The 19,952-nt window shown below is 65.1% G+C and carries 18 protein-coding genes and 1 tRNA gene; 2 read left to right on the forward strand and 17 right to left on the reverse strand.

Features of this window, described 5'->3' with window-relative positions; genetic code table 11:
• The 12 genes from oadA to ISO4_RS14215 all read right to left on the reverse strand — a co-directional run.
• Positions 1-1,551 (reverse strand): sodium-extruding oxaloacetate decarboxylase subunit alpha (gene oadA, locus ISO4_RS14160; RefSeq protein ID WP_194856632.1); only part of this gene is annotated, 1,551 nt, incomplete at its 3' end.
• A 13-nt stretch (positions 1,552-1,564) separates the two neighbouring features.
• Positions 1,565-1,807 carry an OadG family protein gene (locus ISO4_RS14165; RefSeq protein ID WP_142950182.1) on the reverse strand — a complete coding sequence of 81 codons (243 nt, stop codon included), beginning with the start codon at positions 1,805-1,807 and terminating at the stop codon, positions 1,565-1,567.
• A gap of 705 nt (positions 1,808-2,512) precedes the next feature.
• Positions 2,513-2,589: transfer RNA gene (locus ISO4_RS14170), tRNA-Arg, on the reverse strand.
• A gap of 107 nt (positions 2,590-2,696) precedes the next feature.
• On the reverse strand, positions 2,697-3,176 hold the full coding sequence (gene bfr, locus ISO4_RS14175; RefSeq protein ID WP_142950181.1) for a bacterioferritin: 480 nt from the start codon (positions 3,174-3,176) through the stop codon (positions 2,697-2,699).
• A gap of 219 nt (positions 3,177-3,395) precedes the next feature.
• Complete coding sequence (locus tag ISO4_RS14180; RefSeq protein ID WP_142950180.1) at positions 3,396-3,629, reverse strand: bacterioferritin-associated ferredoxin; 234 nt, start codon at positions 3,627-3,629, stop codon at positions 3,396-3,398.
• Positions 3,630-3,822: 193 nt separating this feature from the next.
• The gene (locus ISO4_RS14185) at positions 3,823-4,623 is read right to left on the reverse strand and encodes a hypothetical protein (RefSeq protein ID WP_142950179.1); all 801 of its coding nucleotides are present in this window, start codon (positions 4,621-4,623) and stop codon (positions 3,823-3,825) included.
• Positions 4,624-4,828: 205 nt separating this feature from the next.
• Positions 4,829-5,785: a ferrochelatase gene (gene hemH / locus ISO4_RS14190; RefSeq protein ID WP_194856633.1), complete on the reverse strand. Its 957-nt coding sequence runs from the start codon at positions 5,783-5,785 to the stop codon at positions 4,829-4,831.
• A 144-nt stretch (positions 5,786-5,929) separates the two neighbouring features.
• Positions 5,930-6,586, reverse strand: coding sequence for an adenylate kinase (gene adk, locus ISO4_RS14195; RefSeq protein ID WP_142950177.1), 657 nt, complete (start codon positions 6,584-6,586; stop codon positions 5,930-5,932).
• A gap of 131 nt (positions 6,587-6,717) precedes the next feature.
• Positions 6,718-7,728, reverse strand: coding sequence for a tetratricopeptide repeat protein (locus ISO4_RS14200; protein ID WP_228548154.1), 1,011 nt, complete (start codon positions 7,726-7,728; stop codon positions 6,718-6,720).
• Complete coding sequence (locus ISO4_RS14205) at positions 7,725-8,132, reverse strand: cytochrome c-type biogenesis protein (RefSeq protein WP_142950176.1); 408 nt, start codon at positions 8,130-8,132, stop codon at positions 7,725-7,727. Before ISO4_RS14205 ends, ISO4_RS14200 begins: the two co-directional genes overlap by 4 nt.
• Positions 8,129-8,680, reverse strand: a complete 552-nt coding sequence (locus ISO4_RS14210) for a DsbE family thiol:disulfide interchange protein (protein ID WP_142950175.1) — start codon at positions 8,678-8,680, stop codon at positions 8,129-8,131. Before ISO4_RS14210 ends, ISO4_RS14205 begins: the two co-directional genes overlap by 4 nt.
• A complete protein-coding gene (locus ISO4_RS14215; RefSeq protein ID WP_194856634.1) occupies positions 8,673-10,646 on the reverse strand; it encodes a heme lyase CcmF/NrfE family subunit in 1,974 nt (657 codons plus the stop codon). Before ISO4_RS14215 ends, ISO4_RS14210 begins: the two co-directional genes overlap by 8 nt.
• A 326-nt stretch (positions 10,647-10,972) precedes the next feature.
• Here ISO4_RS14215 and fabA point away from each other — a divergent pair, with 326 nt between their 5' ends.
• Together fabA and fabB are read left to right on the forward strand one after the other, a co-directional pair.
• Positions 10,973-11,518 (forward strand): 3-hydroxyacyl-[acyl-carrier-protein] dehydratase FabA, encoded by a 546-nt coding sequence (fabA, locus tag ISO4_RS14220; RefSeq protein ID WP_228548155.1) that lies wholly within the window; start codon positions 10,973-10,975, stop codon positions 11,516-11,518.
• Between the two features lie 2 nt (positions 11,519-11,520).
• Entirely contained in the window at positions 11,521-12,735 is a 1,215-nt protein-coding gene (gene fabB, locus ISO4_RS14225; RefSeq protein ID WP_142950172.1) for a beta-ketoacyl-ACP synthase I, read from the forward strand.
• An 89-nt stretch (positions 12,736-12,824) separates the two neighbouring features.
• Here the strand turns inward: fabB and ISO4_RS14230 are convergent, their stop codons facing one another.
• The 5 genes from ISO4_RS14230 to rlmD all read right to left on the reverse strand — a co-directional run bounded on the left by ISO4_RS14230 (position 12,825) and on the right by rlmD (position 19,789).
• Positions 12,825-13,904, reverse strand: coding sequence for a porin (locus ISO4_RS14230; RefSeq protein ID WP_194856635.1), 1,080 nt, complete (start codon positions 13,902-13,904; stop codon positions 12,825-12,827).
• 210 nt (positions 13,905-14,114) lie between these two features.
• Positions 14,115-15,155 (reverse strand): porin, encoded by a 1,041-nt coding sequence (locus ISO4_RS14235; RefSeq protein ID WP_194856636.1) that lies wholly within the window; start codon positions 15,153-15,155, stop codon positions 14,115-14,117.
• 241 nt (positions 15,156-15,396) lie between these two features.
• Entirely contained in the window at positions 15,397-16,197 is an 801-nt protein-coding gene (mazG, locus tag ISO4_RS14240; RefSeq protein WP_194856637.1) for a nucleoside triphosphate pyrophosphohydrolase, read from the reverse strand.
• Positions 16,198-16,209: 12 nt separating this feature from the next.
• Entirely contained in the window at positions 16,210-18,447 is a 2,238-nt protein-coding gene (gene relA / locus ISO4_RS14245) for a GTP diphosphokinase (protein ID WP_194856638.1), read from the reverse strand.
• Positions 18,448-18,457: 10 nt separating this feature from the next.
• On the reverse strand, positions 18,458-19,789 hold the full coding sequence (rlmD, locus tag ISO4_RS14250) for a 23S rRNA (uracil(1939)-C(5))-methyltransferase RlmD (RefSeq protein ID WP_194856639.1): 1,332 nt from the start codon (positions 19,787-19,789) through the stop codon (positions 18,458-18,460).
• Positions 19,790-19,952: the final 163 nt, after the last annotated feature.

The raw sequence follows: 19,952 nt of genomic DNA on the forward strand, positions 1-19,952 counted from the left end.
GGGGGCCGCCGGGGCCGCGCCGGAGGCCGCCGGCGCGCCGCCGTCCAGGGGTTTGATGCCGTCGATGTCGCCGCCGTCACTGACCGTGACGGTGTAGCGCTGGCCTTCCACGGTGACCGTGTAGACGCCCTCTTCCTGGCCGTCGTCGCCCTCGGAGGGCGCCGGCTCGAAGGCGTCCGGGTTGCCCCGGTTGGCGAGAAACTTGAGTCCGATCTGCGGGAACAGCGCGTAGGTGAGCACGTCGTCCAGTCGGCGCTCGCCGGTGGCCAACTCGATGCCCTCCTCACCGGCCTGCTGTTCCAGCTCGCGACCCAGGGCGTCCAGTTCGTTGTCGAGCCGGTCCGCCGGGCGGCAGGTGAGCGGCTGGTCGCCTTCCAGGGCGCGCTCGCGCAGCGCCTCGTCGAAGGGCGCCGGCGCTTCGCCGTATTCACCGCGCAGGATGCCGCGGGTTTCCTTGCTGAGCGCCTTGTAGCGTTCGCCGGCCATCACGTTCATTACCGCCTGGGTGCCGACGATCTGCGAGGTGGGCGTGACCAGGGGAATGTAGCCCAGGTCCTTGCGCACCCGGGGAATCTCCTCGAGCACCGCGTCGAAGCGATCCAGCGCGTTTTGTTCGCGCAGCTGGCTTTCCATGTTGGTGAGCATGCCGCCGGGCACCTGCGCCACCAGAATGCGCGAGTCCACGCCGCGCAGGCTGCCTTCGAAGCGCCGGTATTTGAGCCGCACCTGGCGGAAGTAGGCGGCGATTTCCTCCAGGGCGCGAATATCCAGGCCGGTGTCGCGGTCGGTGCCTTCCAGCATTGCCACCACGGTTTCCGTGGGGCTGTGGCCGTAGGTCATCGACATGGAAGAGATCGCGGTGTCGACGTTGTCGATGCCGGCCTCCGCCGCCTTCAGGGCGGTGGCGGTGGACAGGCCGGTGGTGGCGTGGCACTGCATGTGCACCGGAATATCCAGCGCTTGCTTGAGACGGCTGACCAGCTCGAACGCGGTGTAGGGCGTGAGCAGGCCGGCCATGTCCTTGATCGCCACGGAGTCGGCGCCCATGTCCTCGATGCGTTTGCCCTGCTCCACCCAGACGTCGAGGGTGTGCACAGGGCTCACCGTGTAGGCGATGGTGCCCTGGGCGTGCTTGCCCTGTTTGACCACCGCCGCCACCGCGCGCTCGATGTTGCGCATGTCGTTCATGGCATCGAACACGCGGAACACGTCCACGCCGCTTTCCGCCGCCCGTTCCACGAAGGCGTCGACCACGTCGTCGGCGTAATGGCGGTAGCCGAGCAGGTTCTGCCCGCGCAGCAGCATTTGCTGGGGCGTGTTGGGCATCGCCTTCTTGAGCTCGCGGATGCGCTCCCAGGGGTCCTCGCCCAGGTAGCGGATGCAGGCGTCGAAGGTGGCGCCGCCCCAGGATTCCAGTGACCAGAAACCGATGCGGTCGAGTTTCTCCGCGATCGGCAGCATGTCGTCCAGGCGCAGGCGGGTGGCAAGCAGGGACTGGTGGGCGTCGCGCAGCACCACGTCGGTGATGCCGAGAGGCGTTTTTGTCGTCATGGGAAGATTCCGATCAGCGTTGGGCGCGGTGTTGCCGGATGGCGTCCTGGATGGCCGCCCGAATGTGTGGAGAAACCCGGGGTGCGGGTTCCGGGGCCGGCGCGGTGGCGGGCTTGCCGCCGGTGGTTTCGGGGGCGAAGCGCTGAACCAGGGCCGAGAGGCCGGTCATCACCGCCACCAGAATCAGAAGAAAGGCGAGTACCACGCCCATGCCCAGCACCATGAGCTGTACGCCCTGGGCCAATAGATCGTTCATGCTCCGCTCCCGGGTAGGTTCAAGCGTGGGCTGTTTTGCTGGGGATCCGCCGCCTTTTGGGCGGGGTTCCGGCGCCCTGATTCGGCGCAATGTATCGGGATTGTCGACAACAGGCAAGGTAATGGGGGACTGGGGTGGTTGATTTTGGGGAGTTTGATGGGGGGATGGGGGTGGATTGTTGACATTTTTTTGGTGGGAGGGGTTGGGTGGGTTGGTGTGGGGGCGGCTTTGTAGAGGGGCGGCTGGCTTTGCTTCGCTTGCCTGGCTTGGGGGGGGGCTGAGGGGTGGGATTGAGGAGGTCGGGGGAGACGGGTTGTGGGAGCTGTCTGGGGGAGCTTTGGGGGAGGGTTTTGTGGGAGCGGGCCTTGCCCGCGAAAGGGTGGCGCTAGCCACCCGGCGGGATGCCACAGGCGTGGATCTGGAGGACGCTGATGGGGGGAGGATTGATTCGTCCGGCTTTGCCGGACTCACCCCTTCGGGGCGTCGCCGCTTTGCGGCGACGTCCTGCGCCGGCCGTTGGCCGGCTTGTACGAGCCAACGCTTAGGCGTTGGCTCGCCCTTCGGGCCGTAATGCTCGCATTACGTTACTTCGCGGCTCAATGAGCCGCTCGTTCGAACCCGGGGGGTTCTCTAAATAGCTCCCCGGTATAAGCCATACAAACTAAAAGGGCCCCGCTCAATTGAGCGGGGCCCTTTTAGTTTGTATGGCGCACCGGGGAGGATTCGAACCCCCGACCTCCTGGTTCGTAGCCAGATGCTCTATCCAACTGAGCTACCGGTGCGGGACCTTGCGGCGTTGGCCGTCAAGAGGCGCGCATTATTCCCAATGCCCCCCGGGGAGTCAAGCCGGGGGCGGTGATTTCTTGCGCAAACGGACCGCGGGGGCGATTTATTCTTCGCCGGCTTCCATTTGTTTTTGCAGATAATTTTCCAGGCCTACCTTGTCGATCAGGCTGAGCTGGGTTTCCAGCCAGTCGATGTGCTCTTCCTCGGAGGCAAGGATTTCGCGGAACAGGTCGCGGGTGACGTAATCGCGGACGGATTCGCAATATTCGATGCCGTCGCGCAGGTCGGGCACCGCCATTTGCTCAAGCTTGAGGTCGCAGTTGAGCATTTCCTTGGTGTTTTCGCCGATCATCAGTTTGCCCAGGTCCTGCAGGTTAGGCAGACCTTCGAGGAACAGAATACGCTCGACCAGCATGTCGGCGTGTTTCATTTCATCGATGGACTCGTGGTATTCGTGCTCGTACAGGGCCTGGAAACCCCAGTCCTTGTACATCTTGGCGTGCAGGAAATACTGGTTGATCGCCACCAGCTCGTTGCCGAGTGCGCGGTTGAGGAATTCGATGACTTTCTGGTCGCCTTTCATGTGCGTTCTCCGTGCCGGCGGGGTAATGGCGACTATTGTTCAGCAAGACGGGGGCACGGACAAGGTTTACCCGGAAAAAAATCGAGTAAATACAAGTAGTTATACTAATGAGAATCAGTCTTTAAAGGAACGCCGCAAGCGGCTGTGGGCGTCCCTGCTCCCTGGCTGGGCTCGGGCCTGGCTGGGAGGCTGATGGACTGCTCTCGCGCGGGGCGGCCCTCAGGCGGTCTGAGGCCAGTACTGGACTGGTTCGCCCCGGTTTGCCGAGATTGAAGAGACCGCCGGCATGGCGTTACGGGTATCACGCAATACCTGACGGGCGTGCCGTGCACATTTAGCACACTGACTGCCAACCCCAAGTTCCCGACGAAGATCGCGCAGGCTGTCGCAACCGCTTTCGGCTGCTTCCCGTATCTGACCGTCAGTGATGCCGTTACACAAACAAACGTACATGGCTACGTCCACTCCTCAAACTCGGGAGCAGAATAACTCTAATGCGAATTGTTATCAATAGCTTTCTTGGCCAGGGCGCCACCCCTGCCCGGCGGCAGGCCCAGGGCGGTTTTTTTTGGGGGATGGGGGGGGGCCGAAACGACAACGCCCCCGGCGGGCCGGGGGCGTTGTGTCGAACGGGCGGACGGTCCGGTCAGCTGCTCTTGGCCGGGGTCTTCTTGGCCGCCGCTTTCTTGCGCGGTGCTTTGCGCGCCGGGGTCTTGCGGGTGGCGGTCTTCTTCACCGCGGTCTTGCGGGTCGCGGTTTTCTTGGCCGCCGGACGCTTGCTGGCGCTTTTCTTCGCCGGGGTGCGCTTGGCCGCCTTCTTGGCGGTGGCGCGCTTGGCGGTGGTTTTGCGCGCGGTGGATGTCTTGCCGGTGGCTTTGCGGGCGGCGCGCTTGGCCTTCTGCTCCGCTTTCTTCTGAGCCACCTTGGCTTTCTTCGCCAGCTTGCGCTCGTACTCGCGCATCTTGGTGGTCAGGTTACGCTGGGCGGTGCGCAGCTTTTTGTTTTCCCGCGTGACCACTTTCTTGGCGGCCTGGATTTCGGCGCGAATCAGTTTGCTCTCGCCGCGCAGGTCCTGAAGTTTGAGACGCTGGGTGTTCATGCGACCGCGGGCGGTTTCCACGGCGCGTTTGGCGGCGGCGGTGGCATTGCCTTTGGCCTTATCCCGCTTGGCGGCCAGATCCGCGCGCAACTTGCTGAGTTTGTCGTTTTCCGTTTCGATCTTTTTCTTCTGGCGGTCCAGCTTGGTGCTGGCCTGGTCGACTTTCTTCTGTGCCTGGGCCACCGCCTTTTCCTGAAGTTTGGACTTGGACTCGGCGTTGGTTACCGACTTCGGCAGAGCCGGAGCCTTATTGGCGGTGGTTTTGGTGGTGGTGGTCTTCTTGCGTGCGGCGGTCTTGCGAGCCGCGGTTTTTTTCTGAGCGCTACTTTTTTTTGCTGCTCTGGCCATGATCGATCTCCTAATCTATGACGTCATTTTTCTGCGACAGTCGGAAAGTAGCATAAAAAAAAATCACTTGGTACATTATTTGACCAAGAGTTTGTAGGAATCAGTAAAAAAATAAAAAGCGGTTTTTTTTGGGGAGAGGGGCGCGGAGAAAAAATAAAACGGGGCAGCGTTCGGCTGCCCCGTGTCGGTCACTCGTCACCGCGTTTCATAAATGCGCGCGGACCACCGCTTCCAGGGCGTCGATGTGTGACGGTTCCGCGTTCAGCGCGGGGATATAGGCAAACGATTCGCCGCCGGCGTGCAGGAACACTTCGCGGTTTTCACCGTCGATTTCTTCCAGGGTTTCCAGGCAGTCGGCGGAGAAACCGGGGCACACCACCTGTACCGAACGCACGCCTTCCTTACCCCACTTTTCCAGGGTTTTATCGGTGTAGGGGTTGAGCCACTCCTGGGGGCCGAAGCGGGATTGAAAGGTCACCATCCATTGTTCGGCGCGCAAACCCAGGCGCTCGGCGATCAACGCGGCGGAGTGGTGGCAGCGCTCACCGTAGTGGTCGCCTTTGTCCTGGTAGGACACCGGAATGCCGTGGAATGAAAACAACAGCTTTTCCGCCTCGCCGTGTTGTTCGCGGAAACGCCGGATGCTGTCGGCCACCGCGTCCAGCCAGGCGGGGTTTTGCCAGTAGTCCTTGACCAGTGTCAGCCCGGGCACTTCCCGGCGGGTGCGCACCCAGCGCGCCAGAGCGTCCGCCACCGCGCCGTTGGTGGAGCCGGAATACTGCGGGTAGAGCGGCAGGATCAACAGGTGGTCGTGGCCCTGGTCCGCCAGCTCATCCAGCACGGCTTCAAAACCGGGGCTGCCGTAGCTCATGGCGTAACGCACGGTGCAGTCGAAACGGCCGGCCAGCGCTTCGGCCTGCTGCTGGGCCACCAGCCGGATCGGAGAGTCCTGCTGCCAGATGGAGGCGTAGAGTTTCGCCACCCGGCGCGGCCGCAGCGGCAGGATGATCAGCCGCAGCACCCAGAACCAGATCAGGCGCGGCGCTTCCACCACCCTGGGGTCGGACAGGAACTGCTTCAGATAACGGCGCACCGCCGCCGTGGTGGGCGCGTCTGGGGTGCCCAGATTGACCAGGACCACCGCCGGTTTCGTCACGGACATAACAAGCCTTCTCCTGAGTAAGCGCGGGGGCGCATCACAACCAATGGAGGGTGAATGATAGGTGAGACAGAGGACGTGAGCACGCTATCGGGGTGATAGGAGGGGGGAGATGCGAGGGCCCGCTGCCGCGGGCCCCTGGAGAGTTCAGCCTTTGAGTTTTTCCATGATGCGCTGACGGATGTCGTCGACGCCGCCGACGCCGGCCACGCGCACATAGGTGGGCGCGTTCTGTTCGCCGTTCTGGGCCAGCTCCTGGTAGAAATTCACCAGCGGGCGGGTCTGCTCCTGGTAGACCTCAAGGCGCTTGCGCACGGTGGCTTCCTTGTCGTCGTCGCGCTGAACCAGCTCGTCGCCGGTCTCGTCGTCCTTGCCGGCTTCCTTGGGCGGGTTGTGCTTGATGTGGTAGACCCGGCCGGAAGCGGGGTGTACGCGGCGGCCGCTGAGACGCTCGATGATCTCTTCGTCATCCACATCGATCTCAACCACGAAATCGATATTCACGCCCTCTTCCACCAGCGCCTGGGCCTGGGGGATGGTGCGCGGGAAGCCGTCGAACAGGAAGCCGTTCTTGCAGTCGTCCTCGGTGATGCGCTCTTTGACCAGGCCGAGAATGATGTCGTCGGATACCAGGCCGCCGGCATCCATCACTTTCTTGGCTTCCAGGCCCAGAGGGGTGCCCGCTTTCACCGCGGCACGCAGCATATCGCCGGTGGAGATCTGGGGAATGGAAAATTCTTCCTTGATGAACTGCGCCTGAGTGCCCTTACCCGCACCGGGCGCGCCAAGCAGGATGACACGCATAGGATTCTCCGTTTTGCCGCGAATGGAAGGGGCGTCAGGAGCTCCCCTCGCCCGAAGGGGGGGAACTTTACCGTGCGGGTCCCCCGGGTACAAGGGCGACCTTGGTATCGCGGACGCCCGTGGCGGCGCGCCTAGCGGCGAATCGTGAGACTCGCCGCCGGACGCCGGCTCAGATCAAGGGCGGTGGGCGCGGCATTCAGGTTGGCCTGGTCCACGCTGGAGCCGGGTGCCGGCGTGTAGCGCGCGGCCACGCGCAGCTGGTCGAGCTCGGCGGGATAGGCCTGCAGCCAGTCGCCCGGGCGCAGGGTCACCTGGATCGGAAACGATTCCGCCAGCACCCGGCGCGCGGCCAGCGGCTGGGGGCCCAGGAACACGAACAGAGTGCCGCCCTCGGGCACGTCGTCGGCCTGCACGGTGACGGTGAGCCCTTGCAGCTGCTCGCTGCGCTCACGCTGCTGCTCCGCCTGGGCCAGGCCGCGGCGGATCAGATCGCCGGCTTCGCCGTCGCCGTGACGGGCCAGCAGCGCGCGCCAGGACCGCGCCGCCAGATCAAAACGGCGGGCCTCGTTGGCGGCCATTGCCTGCAGCATCAGCGCGCCGTCGTGCCGGGGGTTGTCCGCCAGCACCCGGGCGATTTCCGCCTGGGCCTCGTCGGTGAGGCGGCCGTCGGCCTGGGCGATCAGCCCGCGCGCCAGCAGCAGGCGCGCGGCGTGGTCGTCCGGGTCCATCTCCAGCGCCCGGCGGGCGGCTTCCTGGGCCTGGGCCGGCGCGCCCAACTGGTCATAGAGCAGGCCCAGGGTGTACCAGCCGGTGAGGCTGGGCTCGCGCACCAGCCGCGACTGCAGCACCCGCGTGAGCGCGGCGGCGGAGATGTCCTGGTCCTGCTCACCGGGGGCTTCGCCGGCGATCACGCGCTCGGCCACCGGGTCGTAGCGGCGCTGGTCGGCCAGCCAGTCCAGGGTGTTGCGGTCCAGCCCGATGGTCAGATAGCCGAGGCCGGCCACCGCCACCACCAACAGGGGGATCGCCAGGCCGGTGATCGACAGGGGCGCGCCGGCGGCGCGGCTTTCCCGGCGCCACAATAAAAAGCACACCAGCAGCGCCGCCAGCAACACCACTATCAGCACAATGAACGGACTCATTGATCGTCTTCCTCCGCTTCGCGGCTGGCGCGGCGCACCAGCAGTACGATACCCACGCCGCCCAGCAGCAACAGGGTCAGGGGCCCCACCCAGAGAATCGCGGTGCGGGGGTTGAACGGCGGCCGGTAGCTGACGAAATCCCCGTAGCGGTCGACGAAGAAGGTGACGATCTCTTCATCGCTGTGCCCTTCGCGGATCATCCGCGCCACCCGCTCGCGCATGTCCTGGGAAATCTCCGCGTCGGAATCGGCGATGCTCTGGTTCTGGCACTTGGGGCAGCGCAGCTCCTCGGTGAGACGGTGAAAACGGTCCTGCTGGGCGTCGCTGTCGAACTGGTAAATGTCGATGGCGGCCCAGGACGGCGCGGCCGCCAGGGCGAGCAACAGAATGGCAAGACGGATCACGGCGCCACCCCCGAGGCCTCACCGGCCTGCTGCAGCACCGGCGCGAACTTGTCGTCCCAGACGCGCTGGTTCATTTCACCCACGTGGCGCAGCACGATCTCGCCGCGCGGGTTGATCAGAAAGGTTTCCGGCGCGCCGTAGACGCCCAGGTCGAGACCCAGCTGGCCGTCGGCGTCGACGATCACTTCGCGGAACGGGTTGCCGTATTCGGCCAGATAGTCGCGGGCCTTGGCGTCCTCGTCTTTATAGTCGAGGCCGACAATGGGAATGCCGCTGCGCGCCAGCTCCAGCAAATAGGGATGCTCGACGTAGCAGGTCGGGCACCAGGTGCCCCACACGTTCAACAATTGCCAGCGGCCGGTGAGCAGCTCCTCGGTGAGGGTGCGGTCGTTGAGCAGCGACGGCCGGGAAAATTCCGGCACCGGCTTGCCGGCCAGCGCCGAGGGCAGCTCTTCCGGGTTGCGGCCCAGGCCGCTGGCGAGCAGCACCGCCAGGGCGACGAACGCCACCAGCGGCAGGAAAACCCAGGGGTTGGTGCCTTTACTCATAAACCACCTCGCCGTCGGCGTCCGCTTTGCTGCGCGTCATCTTTTTCCGGTAACGGGCGTCGGTGAGCGCCAGCGCGCCGCCCAGGGCCATGATCAGCGCCCCCAGCCAGATCCAGCGGATCATCGGCTTGTGATAAATGCGCACCGCCCAGGCGTCGCCGCCCAGGGGCTCGCCCAGCGCCACGTAGAGATCGCGCATCAGGCCGGCGTCGATGGCCGCTTCGGTCATCACCTGGCCGCTGGCGCGGTAGGTGCGTTTTTCCGGGTTCATTTCCGCGATCGGCTCGCCGTCGCGGGTGACCAGGAAATGGCCCTTGCGGGAATCAAAGTTGGGGCCGGCGTATTCGCTGAGGGTGTCGAACTCGAAGCGGTAAGCGCCCACTTCGGCCACGTCGCCCGGCGCCATGCGCACGTCACGCTCCACTTCGTGGAAACTGACCACGGTGACGCCGGCCACCAGCACCGCCATGCCGGAATGGGCCAGCACCATGCCGTAGTAGCCGCGGCCGAGTTTGCCCAGCCCGCCCAGGAAGCCCCGGTTGTAGGCCAGCGCGCGGCGCACCAGATCGTCGATGTGGGCGAACACCAGGAACAGGGCCAGGATCAGCGCCAGGGTGCCCACCCAGGGCGTGTCGCCGGGCAGGCGCGCGCCCAGGTAGCCGCCGATCAGCGCCGCCGGCGCCAGCATCAGCATGCGCCGCAGCAACGGCGAGCTGTCCTGGCGCTTCCAGTTGCTGAGCATGCCGGGCACCAGAATCGCCATCAGCACCAGGGTCAGCGGCACGAAGAAGCTGTTGAAGTAGGCGGCGCGGATCGACACCTTGATATCCAGCGCCTCGCCCAACAACGGATACAGGGTGCCCATCAATACCGCGAAGGTGGCGGTGAGCAGCAGCAGATTGTTGCCCAGCAGGAAGGCCTCCCGGGAGAGCGGCTTGAAGCCGCCCTTGCCCTTGAGGCGCCCGGCGCGCAGCGCGAACAGGGTGAGCGCGCCGCCGGCCACCACCACCAGGAAGCCGAGAATAAAGGCGCCCCGGCTGGGGTCGTTGGCGAAGGCGTGCACCGAGGTGAGCACGCCGGAGCGCACCAGGAAGGTGCCCAGCAGGCTCATGGAAAAGGTGACGATGGCCAGCAGCACGGTCCAGGCGCGGAACAGGTTGCGTTTTTCACTCACCGCCAGGGAGTGAATCAGCGCGGTGCCGGCCAGCCACGGCAGCAGGGAGGCGTTTTCCACCGGGTCCCAGAACCACCAGCCGCCCCAGCCCAGTTCGTAGTAGGCCCACCAGGAGCCCAGGGCGATGCCGACGGTGAGAAAGCTCCAGGCGACGGTGGTCCAGGGGCGTGCCCAGCGGGCCCAGGCCGGGTCCAGATTGCCGGCCAGCAGACCGGCCACGGCGAACGCGAACGCCACCGAGAAGCCCACGTAACCCATATAAAGCATGGGCGGGTGGATGATCAGGCCCGGGTCCTGCAGCAGCGGGTTGAGGTCGGCGCCGTCGATCGGGAACCAGGGCAGCGAGCGGTCGAACGGGTTGGAGGTGAACAGCATGAAGGCGTGGAAACCCACCGCGATCATGCCCATCACCGACAGCACCCGCACCACCATGGGCAGCGGCACCTTGCGGCTGAACAGGCCGACCAGGGCGGTCCAGCCGCCCAGCATCCAGCCCCACAGCAACAGGGAGCCCTCGTGGCCGCCCCAGATCGCCGACAGCCGGTAGCCCAGCGGCAATTGCGAGTTGCTGTGGTTGGCCACATAGGTGACCGTGAAATCATTGATATAGAAGCTGTAGCCCAGGCAGACCATCGCCACCGTGAGCGCCAGCCACTGCAGCCAGGCCAAAGGCCGGGCGTAGCGCTGCCAGGATTCCACCCGGCGATACACGCCGATCAGTGGGAATACCGCCAACACCAGGGCCGCCGCTATGGCCACCCACAGGGAGAGATGTCCGAGTTCCGCCGCCACCTTATTCCTCCGGCTGAGTGTGCGCGGGCATCATCGGCAGATGCGGCCCGCTTTGCAAGCCCACCGGCGCGCCGCCCCTGGCGCCCCGCGGGCATGGACATATTTTGAGACGCTTAGCGGTCGTGCCCGACGACGCCGCTCTGCTACTATGTGGCTATCATCAGGGTCGACACTGTGTTTAAAGCGTCGCCATTTTGCAGTCAAAAGGTCATCTTGCATCCATACACTATCACCGGCGGGTTGGAACGAATCGGGCTCGATCCGTTCCATACTGAGTGAAAACAATGGATGTTCGGCACCAGCCCGGCCTGTGTGGAGTAACCAGTTTGAGCACAAATAACGTGAACACCGCGAATCCGGATCAAAAATCCGCCTATTCCTACGACGACCTGCTGGCCTGTGCCCGCGGTCAGTTGTTCGGCCCCGGCAACGCTCGCCTGCCCCTGCCCGGCATGCTGATGCTCGACCGCATCAGCCACATCGCCGACCAGGGTGGCGAATACGGCAAGGGCGAAATCATCGCGGAGCTGGATATCCACCCGGACCTGTGGTTCTTCGACTGTCACTTCGAGACCGACCCGGTGATGCCGGGCTGTCTGGGCCTGGACGCCACCTGGCAGCTGCTGGGCTTCTTCCTCGGCTGGCTGGGCAACCCCGGCCGGGGCCGTGCCCTGGGCGTGGGCCAGGTGAAATTTTCCGGGCAGATTCTGCCCACCGCCAAGAAAGTCACCTATCGAATCAGCGTGAAACGAGTGATCGCCCGCAAACTCACTCTCGGCATCGCCGACGCCGTGGTTTCGGTGGACGGCGAGGACATTTATGAGGCCAAAGACCTGCGGGTCGGTCTGTTTACCTCGACGGAAGGGTTCTAAATATGCGTCGCGTCGTGATTACCGGCCTGGGAATCGTGTCCTGCCTCGGCAACGAGGCGGACCAGGTGTCCCGGGCGCTGCGGGACAGCCTCCCGGGCATCCGCTTCAAGGAAGCCTATAAGGAAATGGGCATGCGCAGCCAGATCGCAGGGACGCCGGATATCAACCTGGAAGACCATATCGACCGCAAGCCCCGGCGTTTCATGGGCGACGCGGCGGCCTACGCCTACGTGGCCATGCAGCAGGCGATCGCCGACGCCGGCCTGGACGAGGCCGACGTCAGCAACGAGCGCACCGGCCTGATCGCCGGGTCCGGCGGCCATTCGTCGTTCAACCAGGTGGAAGCCGCCGACATCGCCCGCACCCGCGGGGTCAAGCGCGTCGGCCCCTATATGGTGCCGCGCGTGATGGCGAGCACCGTGTCCGCCTGCCTGGCCACCCCGTTCAAGATCAAGGGCATCAACTATTCCATCGCCTCCGCCTGCGCCACCAGCGCGCACTGCATCGGCAATGCGGTGGAACAGATTCAGCTGAACAAGCAGGACGTGGTGTTCGCCGGCGGCGGCGAGGAAGAGCACTGGACCCTGAGCTGTTTGTTCGACGGCATGGGCGCCCTGTCCAGCAAGTACAACGACACCCCGGAAACCGCGTCCCGCGCCTATGACGCCAGCCGCGACGGCTTCGTGATCGCCGGCGGCGGCGGCATGGTGGTGCTTGAGGAACTGGAGCACGCCAAGGCGCGCGGCGCGCGTATCTACGCGGAAGTGGTGGGCTACGGCGCCACCAGCGACGGCCACGACATGGTCGCCCCCAACGGCGAAGGCGCGGCGCGCTGCATGCGCCAGGCGCTGGCCACGGTGGACGGCGACGTGGATTACATCAACGCCCACGGCACCAGCACCCCGGTGGGGGATCTGGCCGAGCTGAAGGCGATCCGCGAAGTGTTCGGCGACGGCAAGATTCCGGCGATCAGCTCCACCAAGAGCCTGTCCGGCCACAGCCTGGGCGCCGCCGGCGTTCAGGAGGCGATCTACTGCCTGCTGATGATGCGCGACGGCTTCACCGCCGGCTCCGCCAACATCACCGAGCTGGACGCGGACGCCGAAGGCCTGCCGATTCTCACCAAGAGCAACGACCAGCGCCCCGAGCTGGTGCTCAGCAACAGCTTCGGCTTCGGCGGCACCAACGCCTCGCTGGCACTGAAGCGCTGGGCATAGGCCGGGCTCCGCCCGGCCAGCTACAAGCTACGAGCTAGAAGCGGATTCAAGACTGCTTGCAGCTTGAGGCTTGCAGCTTGAAGCTCTCTTCAGAACTTATGTTCCATCCCCACTGACAACAGGCTGCCGCTGTCGTCGGCGTCCACGCCACCTGGATAGGTGATGGTCGCGTCGGAGGAGGACACCAGTCCGTACACCTTGGTCTGGCGGCCCAGCTTGTAGTCCGCGCCGGCGGTGAGGATGTCGTCCTCGTAGCCGAAGTCGTCACCGTCGAAACGGCCCGCCTGGGCTTTCAGGGTCACCCGTGGCAGCAGGCGCCAGCCGGCGCTCAGCAGATAGGAGGTGGCGTCCAGGCGGTCGGCGCCGGCGGCGTCCGGGTCCAGGCGCAGCTGTTCCACCATGGCGCCCAGATCCAGCTCGCCCAGGGTCACGCCCAGGGTGCCGCGCAGCAGGTCGCGGTCGGCGTCCACCAGCGCCGGCGGCGGTGCCGGGTTGTCCACTTCCTGATAGCCGTGCTCGTAGGCGAGCGCCGCGAACAGCGTCTCACCGGACCAGGTGGCGGACAGGCCGAAGGTGTCGGCAAGGCCGTCTTTTTCCTCGTCACCGGCGCTGTCGCCCTCGCCCGGGGCCAGCTGCGCGCGTACCACCAGGCCGCTGAAATCCGGGCTTTTCCAGTTCAGGGTGTTGCTGTTGCGGCGCTGGCCGAAGAAGTAGCCGCCGATGTCCGCGGCGGTGTTGTTGAACTGGTCGACGCGCCCTTCCGCCATTTTCACCGGGCTGTCGTAGCGGCCGGCGAACACGTCACCGATCACCGAGCCCAGGCCGACGAAGCTGTTACGGGTGGAGAACGTATCGCTGTCACCGTCCACGTCGTAGCCCACTTCCAGCTGATAGAGCACGCTCAGCTCGCCCACTTCCAGCGGTTCGCGGCCGCGCACGCCCAGGCGTGAGCTGTTGCTCTCCAGGAACCAGCCTTCTTCCAGCGGCGAGCGCGCGGCGCGCACGTCGTTGAGCTGGCCGGACAGGGAGCCGTCGGGGTAATCGGAAAGGCGGTCCAGGCTGACGTTCACCCGGCCGTAGAATTCCGGGGCCGCTTGCACGGTCAGTGGGGCGCCGATGGCCGCCGCCAGGGCCAGGGCCGGGGTGGCCAGCCGGGTTAATCTGTTCATGTCCCTTCTCCCATTTTTGTTCGGGTTCTCGCGAAGGGTGCACTATATGACGCTTTTGTGACTCAGCCAAACGGGAATAGCGCCCTTTTCCGGGTTCATTTCCCGGGACCGGAAAGGCGCGCAAAAAAAAGCCCGCCGTAAAGGCGGGCAACTGTCACTTGCGTCGAGGAAATGTGGGCAGCGTCCGATGCCGCCCCGATACGGTTTTTCTTAGAACTTGTGTTCCATGCCCACGCCCAGGGTGCGCTCTTCTTTTTCGTCACCGGTGGTGCCGTCTTCGTAGGTGAGTTCGTTGAAGTAAGCGTACACCTTGCTGTTCTTGGCCAGCTTGTAGTCCGCGCCGAAGGCGTACTGGGTGCCTTCGTTGTCGGTCTGGTCGCCGTCGACCATGCCGTACTGGGCTTTCAGTTTAACGCGATCGATCTTGAAGGCGCCGCTGACCACGTAGCTGTTCTCTTCGCCGTCGCCTTCGGATTCTTCAGCGATCTGGTACAGCGCGCCCACTTCGAACACGTCCATGTTCAGGCCGGCGGCCACGCGGGTGATGTCGAGTACGGGATCCGGCAGGCCGGTCTCGTCGACGATCAGGTCGTCCTGGATGTCGGTGTCGCGGGACAGAGCGGCGTAGAAAGCGTCCTGCTCCAGGGTCAGAGAGATGGAGGTGCTGTCCGCCAGACCGTTTTCGTTGCTGCCGTCCTGGTCGAAGTCTTCGCTGTCTTCGTTGGGAATGAAAGCGACGTTCAAGGTAACCAGATCCGCCAATTTCGGGGTGCTGTACTGAATGATGTTGGAGACGCGGTTTTCGCCGGCGGCGATGTTCTTGATATCGCCGTCCAGATCGTTGAACTGGTCAACGTCCATTTGCGCTTTCTTGGTGGGGGTATCGAATTTACCCGCGATCAGGGTACCGAAACCGCCCTGGAAACCACCGTAGATGTTGCGCTGTGAGAAGGTCTGACCGCCTTTATCGCCGTCATCAACGCTGATTTCGAATTCTGCTTTGTAGACTGCTTTCAGACCGGCCACGTCCAGGTCGAAGTCGCCTTTCACGCCCAGGCGGGACGCGTTGCTCTGCAGCTCCCACTTGTCGTCGTTGTTGGCGCCGCCGGGCGCCGGATCGTAGTTCATGTTTTCCAGGGAAACATTCACTTTACCGTATACTTTCGGGCCGTCGGCCAGGGCCGCGCCCGGCATCATCATCGGCGAAGCAAGGGCCGCCCCCACAGCGATCGCAAGCAAGTTCTTTTTCATCGGAGCATCTCCTATCAATCAGGCAATTTTGAGAAGCAGATAGATGCTCCGGTGACGCCGCTTGGTCCGCCGGAACATCTTGAGTGCTTGGGGGCGGAGTATGGGGAGCAGCGATGACGGAAAAGTTTCTGTAATGTGAACTTTTTATTTCACCCGGAACTTTCGCGGATTTTACCGAGCTAGAACGACCGGCTGAGGCGGTGACCGGTCGGGGTAGGAAGGTCGGGTTAGCGGCCCGGCACTAATCGGATTGGCGTTTGGCCTGGCGCCAGAGAGCATCGAGACGGTCGTCGTCGAAATCGGACAGCGGCGCGCCGGCCAGTTGTTCAACCTGGCGGAAACGGCCCTCGAACTTGTCCGAGGCGCGGCGCAGGGCCAGGTCCGGGTCCAGCTTCAGGTGCCGGGCCAGGTTCACCAGGGTGAACAACACGTCGCCGAATTCATCCTCGATGGCGTCGCGGTCACCGGACGCCAGGGCCTGGTCCAGCTCCTGGAGCTCGCTGTCCACATGGGCACGCACCGGCGCCGTGGCGCGCCAGTCGAAACCCACCTTGGAGGCTTTCTTCTGCAGCTTGTGGGCGCGCTGCAGGGCCGGCAGGCCCTCGGGCACACCGTCCAGGGCGCTGTCGTGCTCACGGCCCTTGCGGGCGCGCTCCTCGGCCTTGATCGCCTCCCAGTTCACTTTCACCGCCTGTTCGTCCTCGGCGGTCTGGTCGCCGAACACGTGCGGATGGCGGCGCACCATCTTGTCGTTGAGCACCGCCACCACCTCGCTGAAATCGAACAGCCCCTGCTCGCGGGCGATCTGCGAATGGAACACCACCTGCAGCAGCAGGTCGCCGAGCTCCTCCTTGAGCTCCGGATAGTCCCGCCGCGCCACCGCTTCCGCCACCTCGAAGGCCTCTTCCACGGTGTAGGGCACGATGCTCTCGAAGTCCTGCTTCAGGTCCCAGGGGCAGCCGCCGTCCGGGTCGCGCAGCCGGGCCATGATCGACAGCAGTTCGGCGATGGCGGCTTCGGCGGCGGATGGATTAGCGGACATGCAACGGCTCCATTATTTTTTGTAGCGGCGCACTTCGAGGACGCCCTTGAGCTGGTCCATCTTCGCCAGCACCTTGCCGAGGCCGCCCAGGGAGGCAATCTCCAGCGTCAGCAGCATGGTGGCGGTGTTGTCCTCGGTGTGCGATTCGGTGTGCACGGCGGTGACGTTGACCTTCTCGTTGGCGAGCACCGCGATCACGTCGCGCAGCAGCCCCTGGCGGTCCCAGGCGCGCAGGAAGATGTCCACCGGGTAGAAGATGCGGTCCGCTTCCCCCCAGCTCACCTCGATCACCCGGTTGGGCTCTTCGCCCTGCATCGCCAGAAGATTGTGGCAGTCGGCGCGGTGCACGGTGACGCCGCGCCCCTGGGTGATGAAGCCCATCACCTGGTCGCCGGGCACCGGCCGGCAGCAGGCCGCCATGTGGGTGAGCAGGTTGCCCACCCCCTGGATGGTCACGTCGCCGCTCTCCGACGCCTTGGAGCGCGCCGGCACGAACGCCAGCTCCTGCTGCGGGTCGTCGCCGAGCAGCGACTGGGCCTGGTTGACCACATGGCCGGGACGCAGGTCGCCGGCGCCCAGGGCGGCGAGCACGTCGTCGCCGGTCTTCAGATTGAGCTGCGGCGCCAAGGCGTCCAGGTCGATGCGGTCCAGGGCCAGGCGCGAAATCTCGCGCTCCAGGATGGCGCGGCCCTGGGCGATGTGCACGTCCCGGTCCTGTCGTTTGAACCACTGCTGGATGCGCGCCCGCGCCGAGGAGGTGGCCACATAGCCCAGCGACGGCGTCATCCAGTCGCGGCTGGGACCGCCCTCCTTGGCGGTGAGAATTTCCACCTGCTCGCCGGTGTTGAGGTTGTAGTTGAGCGGCACGATGTGACCGTTCACCTTGGCGCCCCGGCAGCGGTGCCCCACCTCGGTGTGGATGTGATAGGCGAAATCCACCGGTGTGGCGCCGGCTTCCAGGTCCACCACATGGCCGTCCGGGGTGAACACATAGACCCGGTCGCTGACCAGGCCGTGCTTGAGCTCGTCGATCATGGTGTCGGCGTTGTCGCCCAGCTCGTCGTGCCACTCCAGCACCTGGCGCAGCCAGGCGATGCGCTGCTCGTAGGAGCGGCTCTTGCGGCCGGCCTTGCTGCCTTCCTTGTAGCGCCAGTGGGCGCACACGCCGAGCTCCGCCTCTTCGTGCATGTCGAAGGTGCGGATCTGCACCTCCAGCATTTTGCGCTCCGGGCCCACCACGGCGGTGTGCAGGCTCTGGTAGCCGTTGTCCTTGGGGCTGGCGATGTAGTCGTCGAACTCCTTGGGCACGTGCTTCCACAGCGAGTGGACGATGCCCAGGGCGGCGTAGCAGTCGCGCACTTCGCGCACCAGCACGCGCACCGCGCGCACGTCGTAGACCTCGCCGAAATCCAGATGCTTTTTCTGCATCTTCCGCCAGATGCTGTAGATGTGCTTGGCGCGGCCGTACACCTGGGTGCCCTTGATGCCGTTGCGGTCCAGATGGCCGCGCAGGCTGTCGATCACCTCGTCGATGTAGCTTTCCCGGTCGAGGCGCTTTTCGTCCAGCAGCTTGGCGATCTTCTTGTAGGCGCCGGGCTGCAGGTAGCGGAACGACAGGTCCTCCAGCTCCCATTTCAACTGGCCCACGCCCAGGCGGTGGGCCAGCGGCGCGTAGATGTCGAAGATCTCGCGGGCCACTTTCTGCTGGCGCTCCGGGTCGGATTCCTTCACCGCGCGGATGATCACGGTCCGCTCAGCCAGCTTGACCAGGGCCACGCGCACGTCGTCGACCATCGCCAGCAGCATCTTGCGGACGTTGTCGAGCTGGCCGTCCTGCTGCCCGAGCACCGCCTTGCGGGTGGGATTGAGGCTGGTGCCGATGGCGGCCATGCGCAGCACGCCCTCGATCAGGCGCGCCACCGGCTCGCCGAAATCCTTGTTGACCTCGGCCAGGGGCAGCTGCCCTTCACGCACCGCCCGGTACAGCACCGCCGCGGGCAGCGCTTCCGCGTCGGCCCCCAGATCGGCGAGCACATCGGCCATCTCCAGGCCGATGGTCAGGCAGCCCTTACCGTAGGGCCACAGACGGCCGGCGGCTTCGCCGGCGCGCTCGCAGCGCTCGGCTACCTGGCAGGCGCGCTCCAGAGTCACCGGGTCGCGGACCGGCACCCGGGCGTTGAGTTGTTCGAGCCATGCGTGCCAGTCCCGAGCGTCCAATTCATCGGGCTGTTGCCGGCGTACGGTTACCATGGGCTATCCTTTAACGACGATCGAACAGGGCAATCGATTCCACATGCGCGGTGTGCGGGAACATGTCCATCACCCCGGCGCCACTAAGACGGTAACCCCGGGCCACCAGTTCCCCGGCATCGCGGGCCAGGGTGGCCGGGTTGCAGGAAACGTACACCAGCTTCTCCGCACCAAATTGGGGCATCATGCGCACCATTTCCAGGGCACCGCTGCGCGGCGGGTCCAACAGCACCCGCTCGTAGCGCTGGCGGGCCCAGGGCTGGCCCTTGGGCTCGCTGTCCAGATCCCAGGCGTGGAAGGCCACATTTTCCAGGCCGTTGCGGCGGGCGTTCTCGTAGCCGCGCCGCACCATGGCGTCGCTGGCCTCCACGCCCACCACCCCGGCGGCGCGGCGCGCGGCGGGGATGGTGAAGTTGCCCAGGCCGCAGAACAGGTCCAGCACCTGGTGGTGCGCCTCCACCTCCAGCAAATCCAATGCCAAGGGCACCATGCGGCGGTTGATCTCGGCGTTGACCTGGGTGAAGTCCGACGGGTGGAAGGCCATTTCCACGTCCGCCTGCGGATGGCGGTAGTAGAGCCTCTCCTCGCCCTCCTCCGGCCATACCCGGTGCACCGTGCTCTCGTTGCCCGGCTGCAAATAGCACTGCAGGCCATTCTCGCGGCAGAACGCCACCAGCGCGTCCTGGTCGGCCGGGGACAGCGGGTCCAGGTGGCGGAACACCAGCGCCACGGCGTCGTCGCCCCGGGCCACCTCGATCTGCGGCAAACGCCGCCGGCAGTCCAGCCCGTTGATCAGCGCGCGCAGGTCGCGGAAGCGGTGCCCCACCTCGGGAATCAGCACCTCGCACTGCGCCAGATCGGCGATCAGGCTGTTACGTTTCTCGCGGAAGCCGACCAGGGTGTCGCCCTTGGCGTCCACGTACTTCACGCCCAGCCGCGCCTTGCCCCGGTAGCCGGTGACCGGCCCGGTGAGCGGCTCCAGCCAGCGATCCGGACGCAGGCCGCCGAAATGCTCGAGCTGTTCGGCGAGCACCGCCTGTTTGCGCTGAATCTGCACCGCCGGGTCCAGGTGCTGCAGGCTGCAGCCGCCGCAGATCAGGCTGTGCGCGCAGGGCGGCGTGACCCGGTCCGGGGACGGGTCGAGGATTTCCACCGCGCGGCCCTCGTCGAACTTGCGGCGCATGAAGGTGTATTGGAAGAACACCTGCTCGCCGGGCAGGGCGTTGTCGATAAAGGTGGTCTTGCCGTCCAGGCGGGCGATGCCCCGACCGTCGTGGCTGAGACTCTCGATGGTGGCGGCCACCGGCGTTTCCGGCAGCTGCTTCTTGCGACGTCGAGCCATAAATCAAATTCAGTTAAGAGTTAATAGTGAACAGTTAACAGTGGCGCGCGGCACGGGTTGGCTGAAACAGAACCGTCACGGGCCGCGCCAGAAGGTGGGGCGCGGCCTCGTACCGTTTGGATTCCAACCGCCTTTGCTCGCGCCGCTATTAACTGTTAACTGT

Source organism: Alloalcanivorax venustensis ISO4, from assembly GCF_015356855.1.
In the GTDB taxonomy this organism is placed as follows: domain Bacteria; phylum Pseudomonadota; class Gammaproteobacteria; order Pseudomonadales; family Alcanivoracaceae; genus Alloalcanivorax; species Alloalcanivorax venustensis.

What these genes read in the sequence shown, in the direction of transcription:
- ISO4_RS14165 (WP_142950182.1), bottom strand. Translation starts at nt 1,807, where the DNA reads ATGAACGATCTATTGGCCCAGGGCGTACAGCTCATGGTGCTGGGCATG.
- bfr (WP_142950181.1), bottom strand. Translation starts at nt 3,176, where the DNA reads ATGAAAGGCGACCAGAAAGTCATCGAATTCCTCAACCGCGCACTCGGC.
- ISO4_RS14180 (WP_142950180.1), bottom strand. Translation starts at nt 3,629, where the DNA reads ATGTACGTTTGTTTGTGTAACGGCATCACTGACGGTCAGATACGGGAA.
- ISO4_RS14185 (WP_142950179.1), bottom strand. Translation starts at nt 4,623, where the DNA reads ATGGCCAGAGCAGCAAAAAAAAGTAGCGCTCAGAAAAAAACCGCGGCT.
- hemH (WP_194856633.1), bottom strand. Translation starts at nt 5,785, where the DNA reads ATGTCCGTGACGAAACCGGCGGTGGTCCTGGTCAATCTGGGCACCCCA.
- adk (WP_142950177.1), bottom strand. Translation starts at nt 6,586, where the DNA reads ATGCGTGTCATCCTGCTTGGCGCGCCCGGTGCGGGTAAGGGCACTCAG.
- ISO4_RS14200 (WP_228548154.1), bottom strand. Translation starts at nt 7,728, where the DNA reads ATGAGTCCGTTCATTGTGCTGATAGTGGTGTTGCTGGCGGCGCTGCTG.
- ISO4_RS14210 (WP_142950175.1), bottom strand. Translation starts at nt 8,680, where the DNA reads ATGAGTAAAGGCACCAACCCCTGGGTTTTCCTGCCGCTGGTGGCGTTC.
- fabB (WP_142950172.1), top strand. Translation starts at nt 11,521, where the DNA reads ATGCGTCGCGTCGTGATTACCGGCCTGGGAATCGTGTCCTGCCTCGGC.
- ISO4_RS14230 (WP_194856635.1), bottom strand. Translation starts at nt 13,904, where the DNA reads ATGAACAGATTAACCCGGCTGGCCACCCCGGCCCTGGCCCTGGCGGCG.
- ISO4_RS14235 (WP_194856636.1), bottom strand. Translation starts at nt 15,155, where the DNA reads ATGAAAAAGAACTTGCTTGCGATCGCTGTGGGGGCGGCCCTTGCTTCG.
- mazG (WP_194856637.1), bottom strand. Translation starts at nt 16,197, where the DNA reads ATGTCCGCTAATCCATCCGCCGCCGAAGCCGCCATCGCCGAACTGCTG.
- relA (WP_194856638.1), bottom strand. Translation starts at nt 18,447, where the DNA reads ATGGTAACCGTACGCCGGCAACAGCCCGATGAATTGGACGCTCGGGAC.
- rlmD (WP_194856639.1), bottom strand. Translation starts at nt 19,789, where the DNA reads ATGGCTCGACGTCGCAAGAAGCAGCTGCCGGAAACGCCGGTGGCCGCC.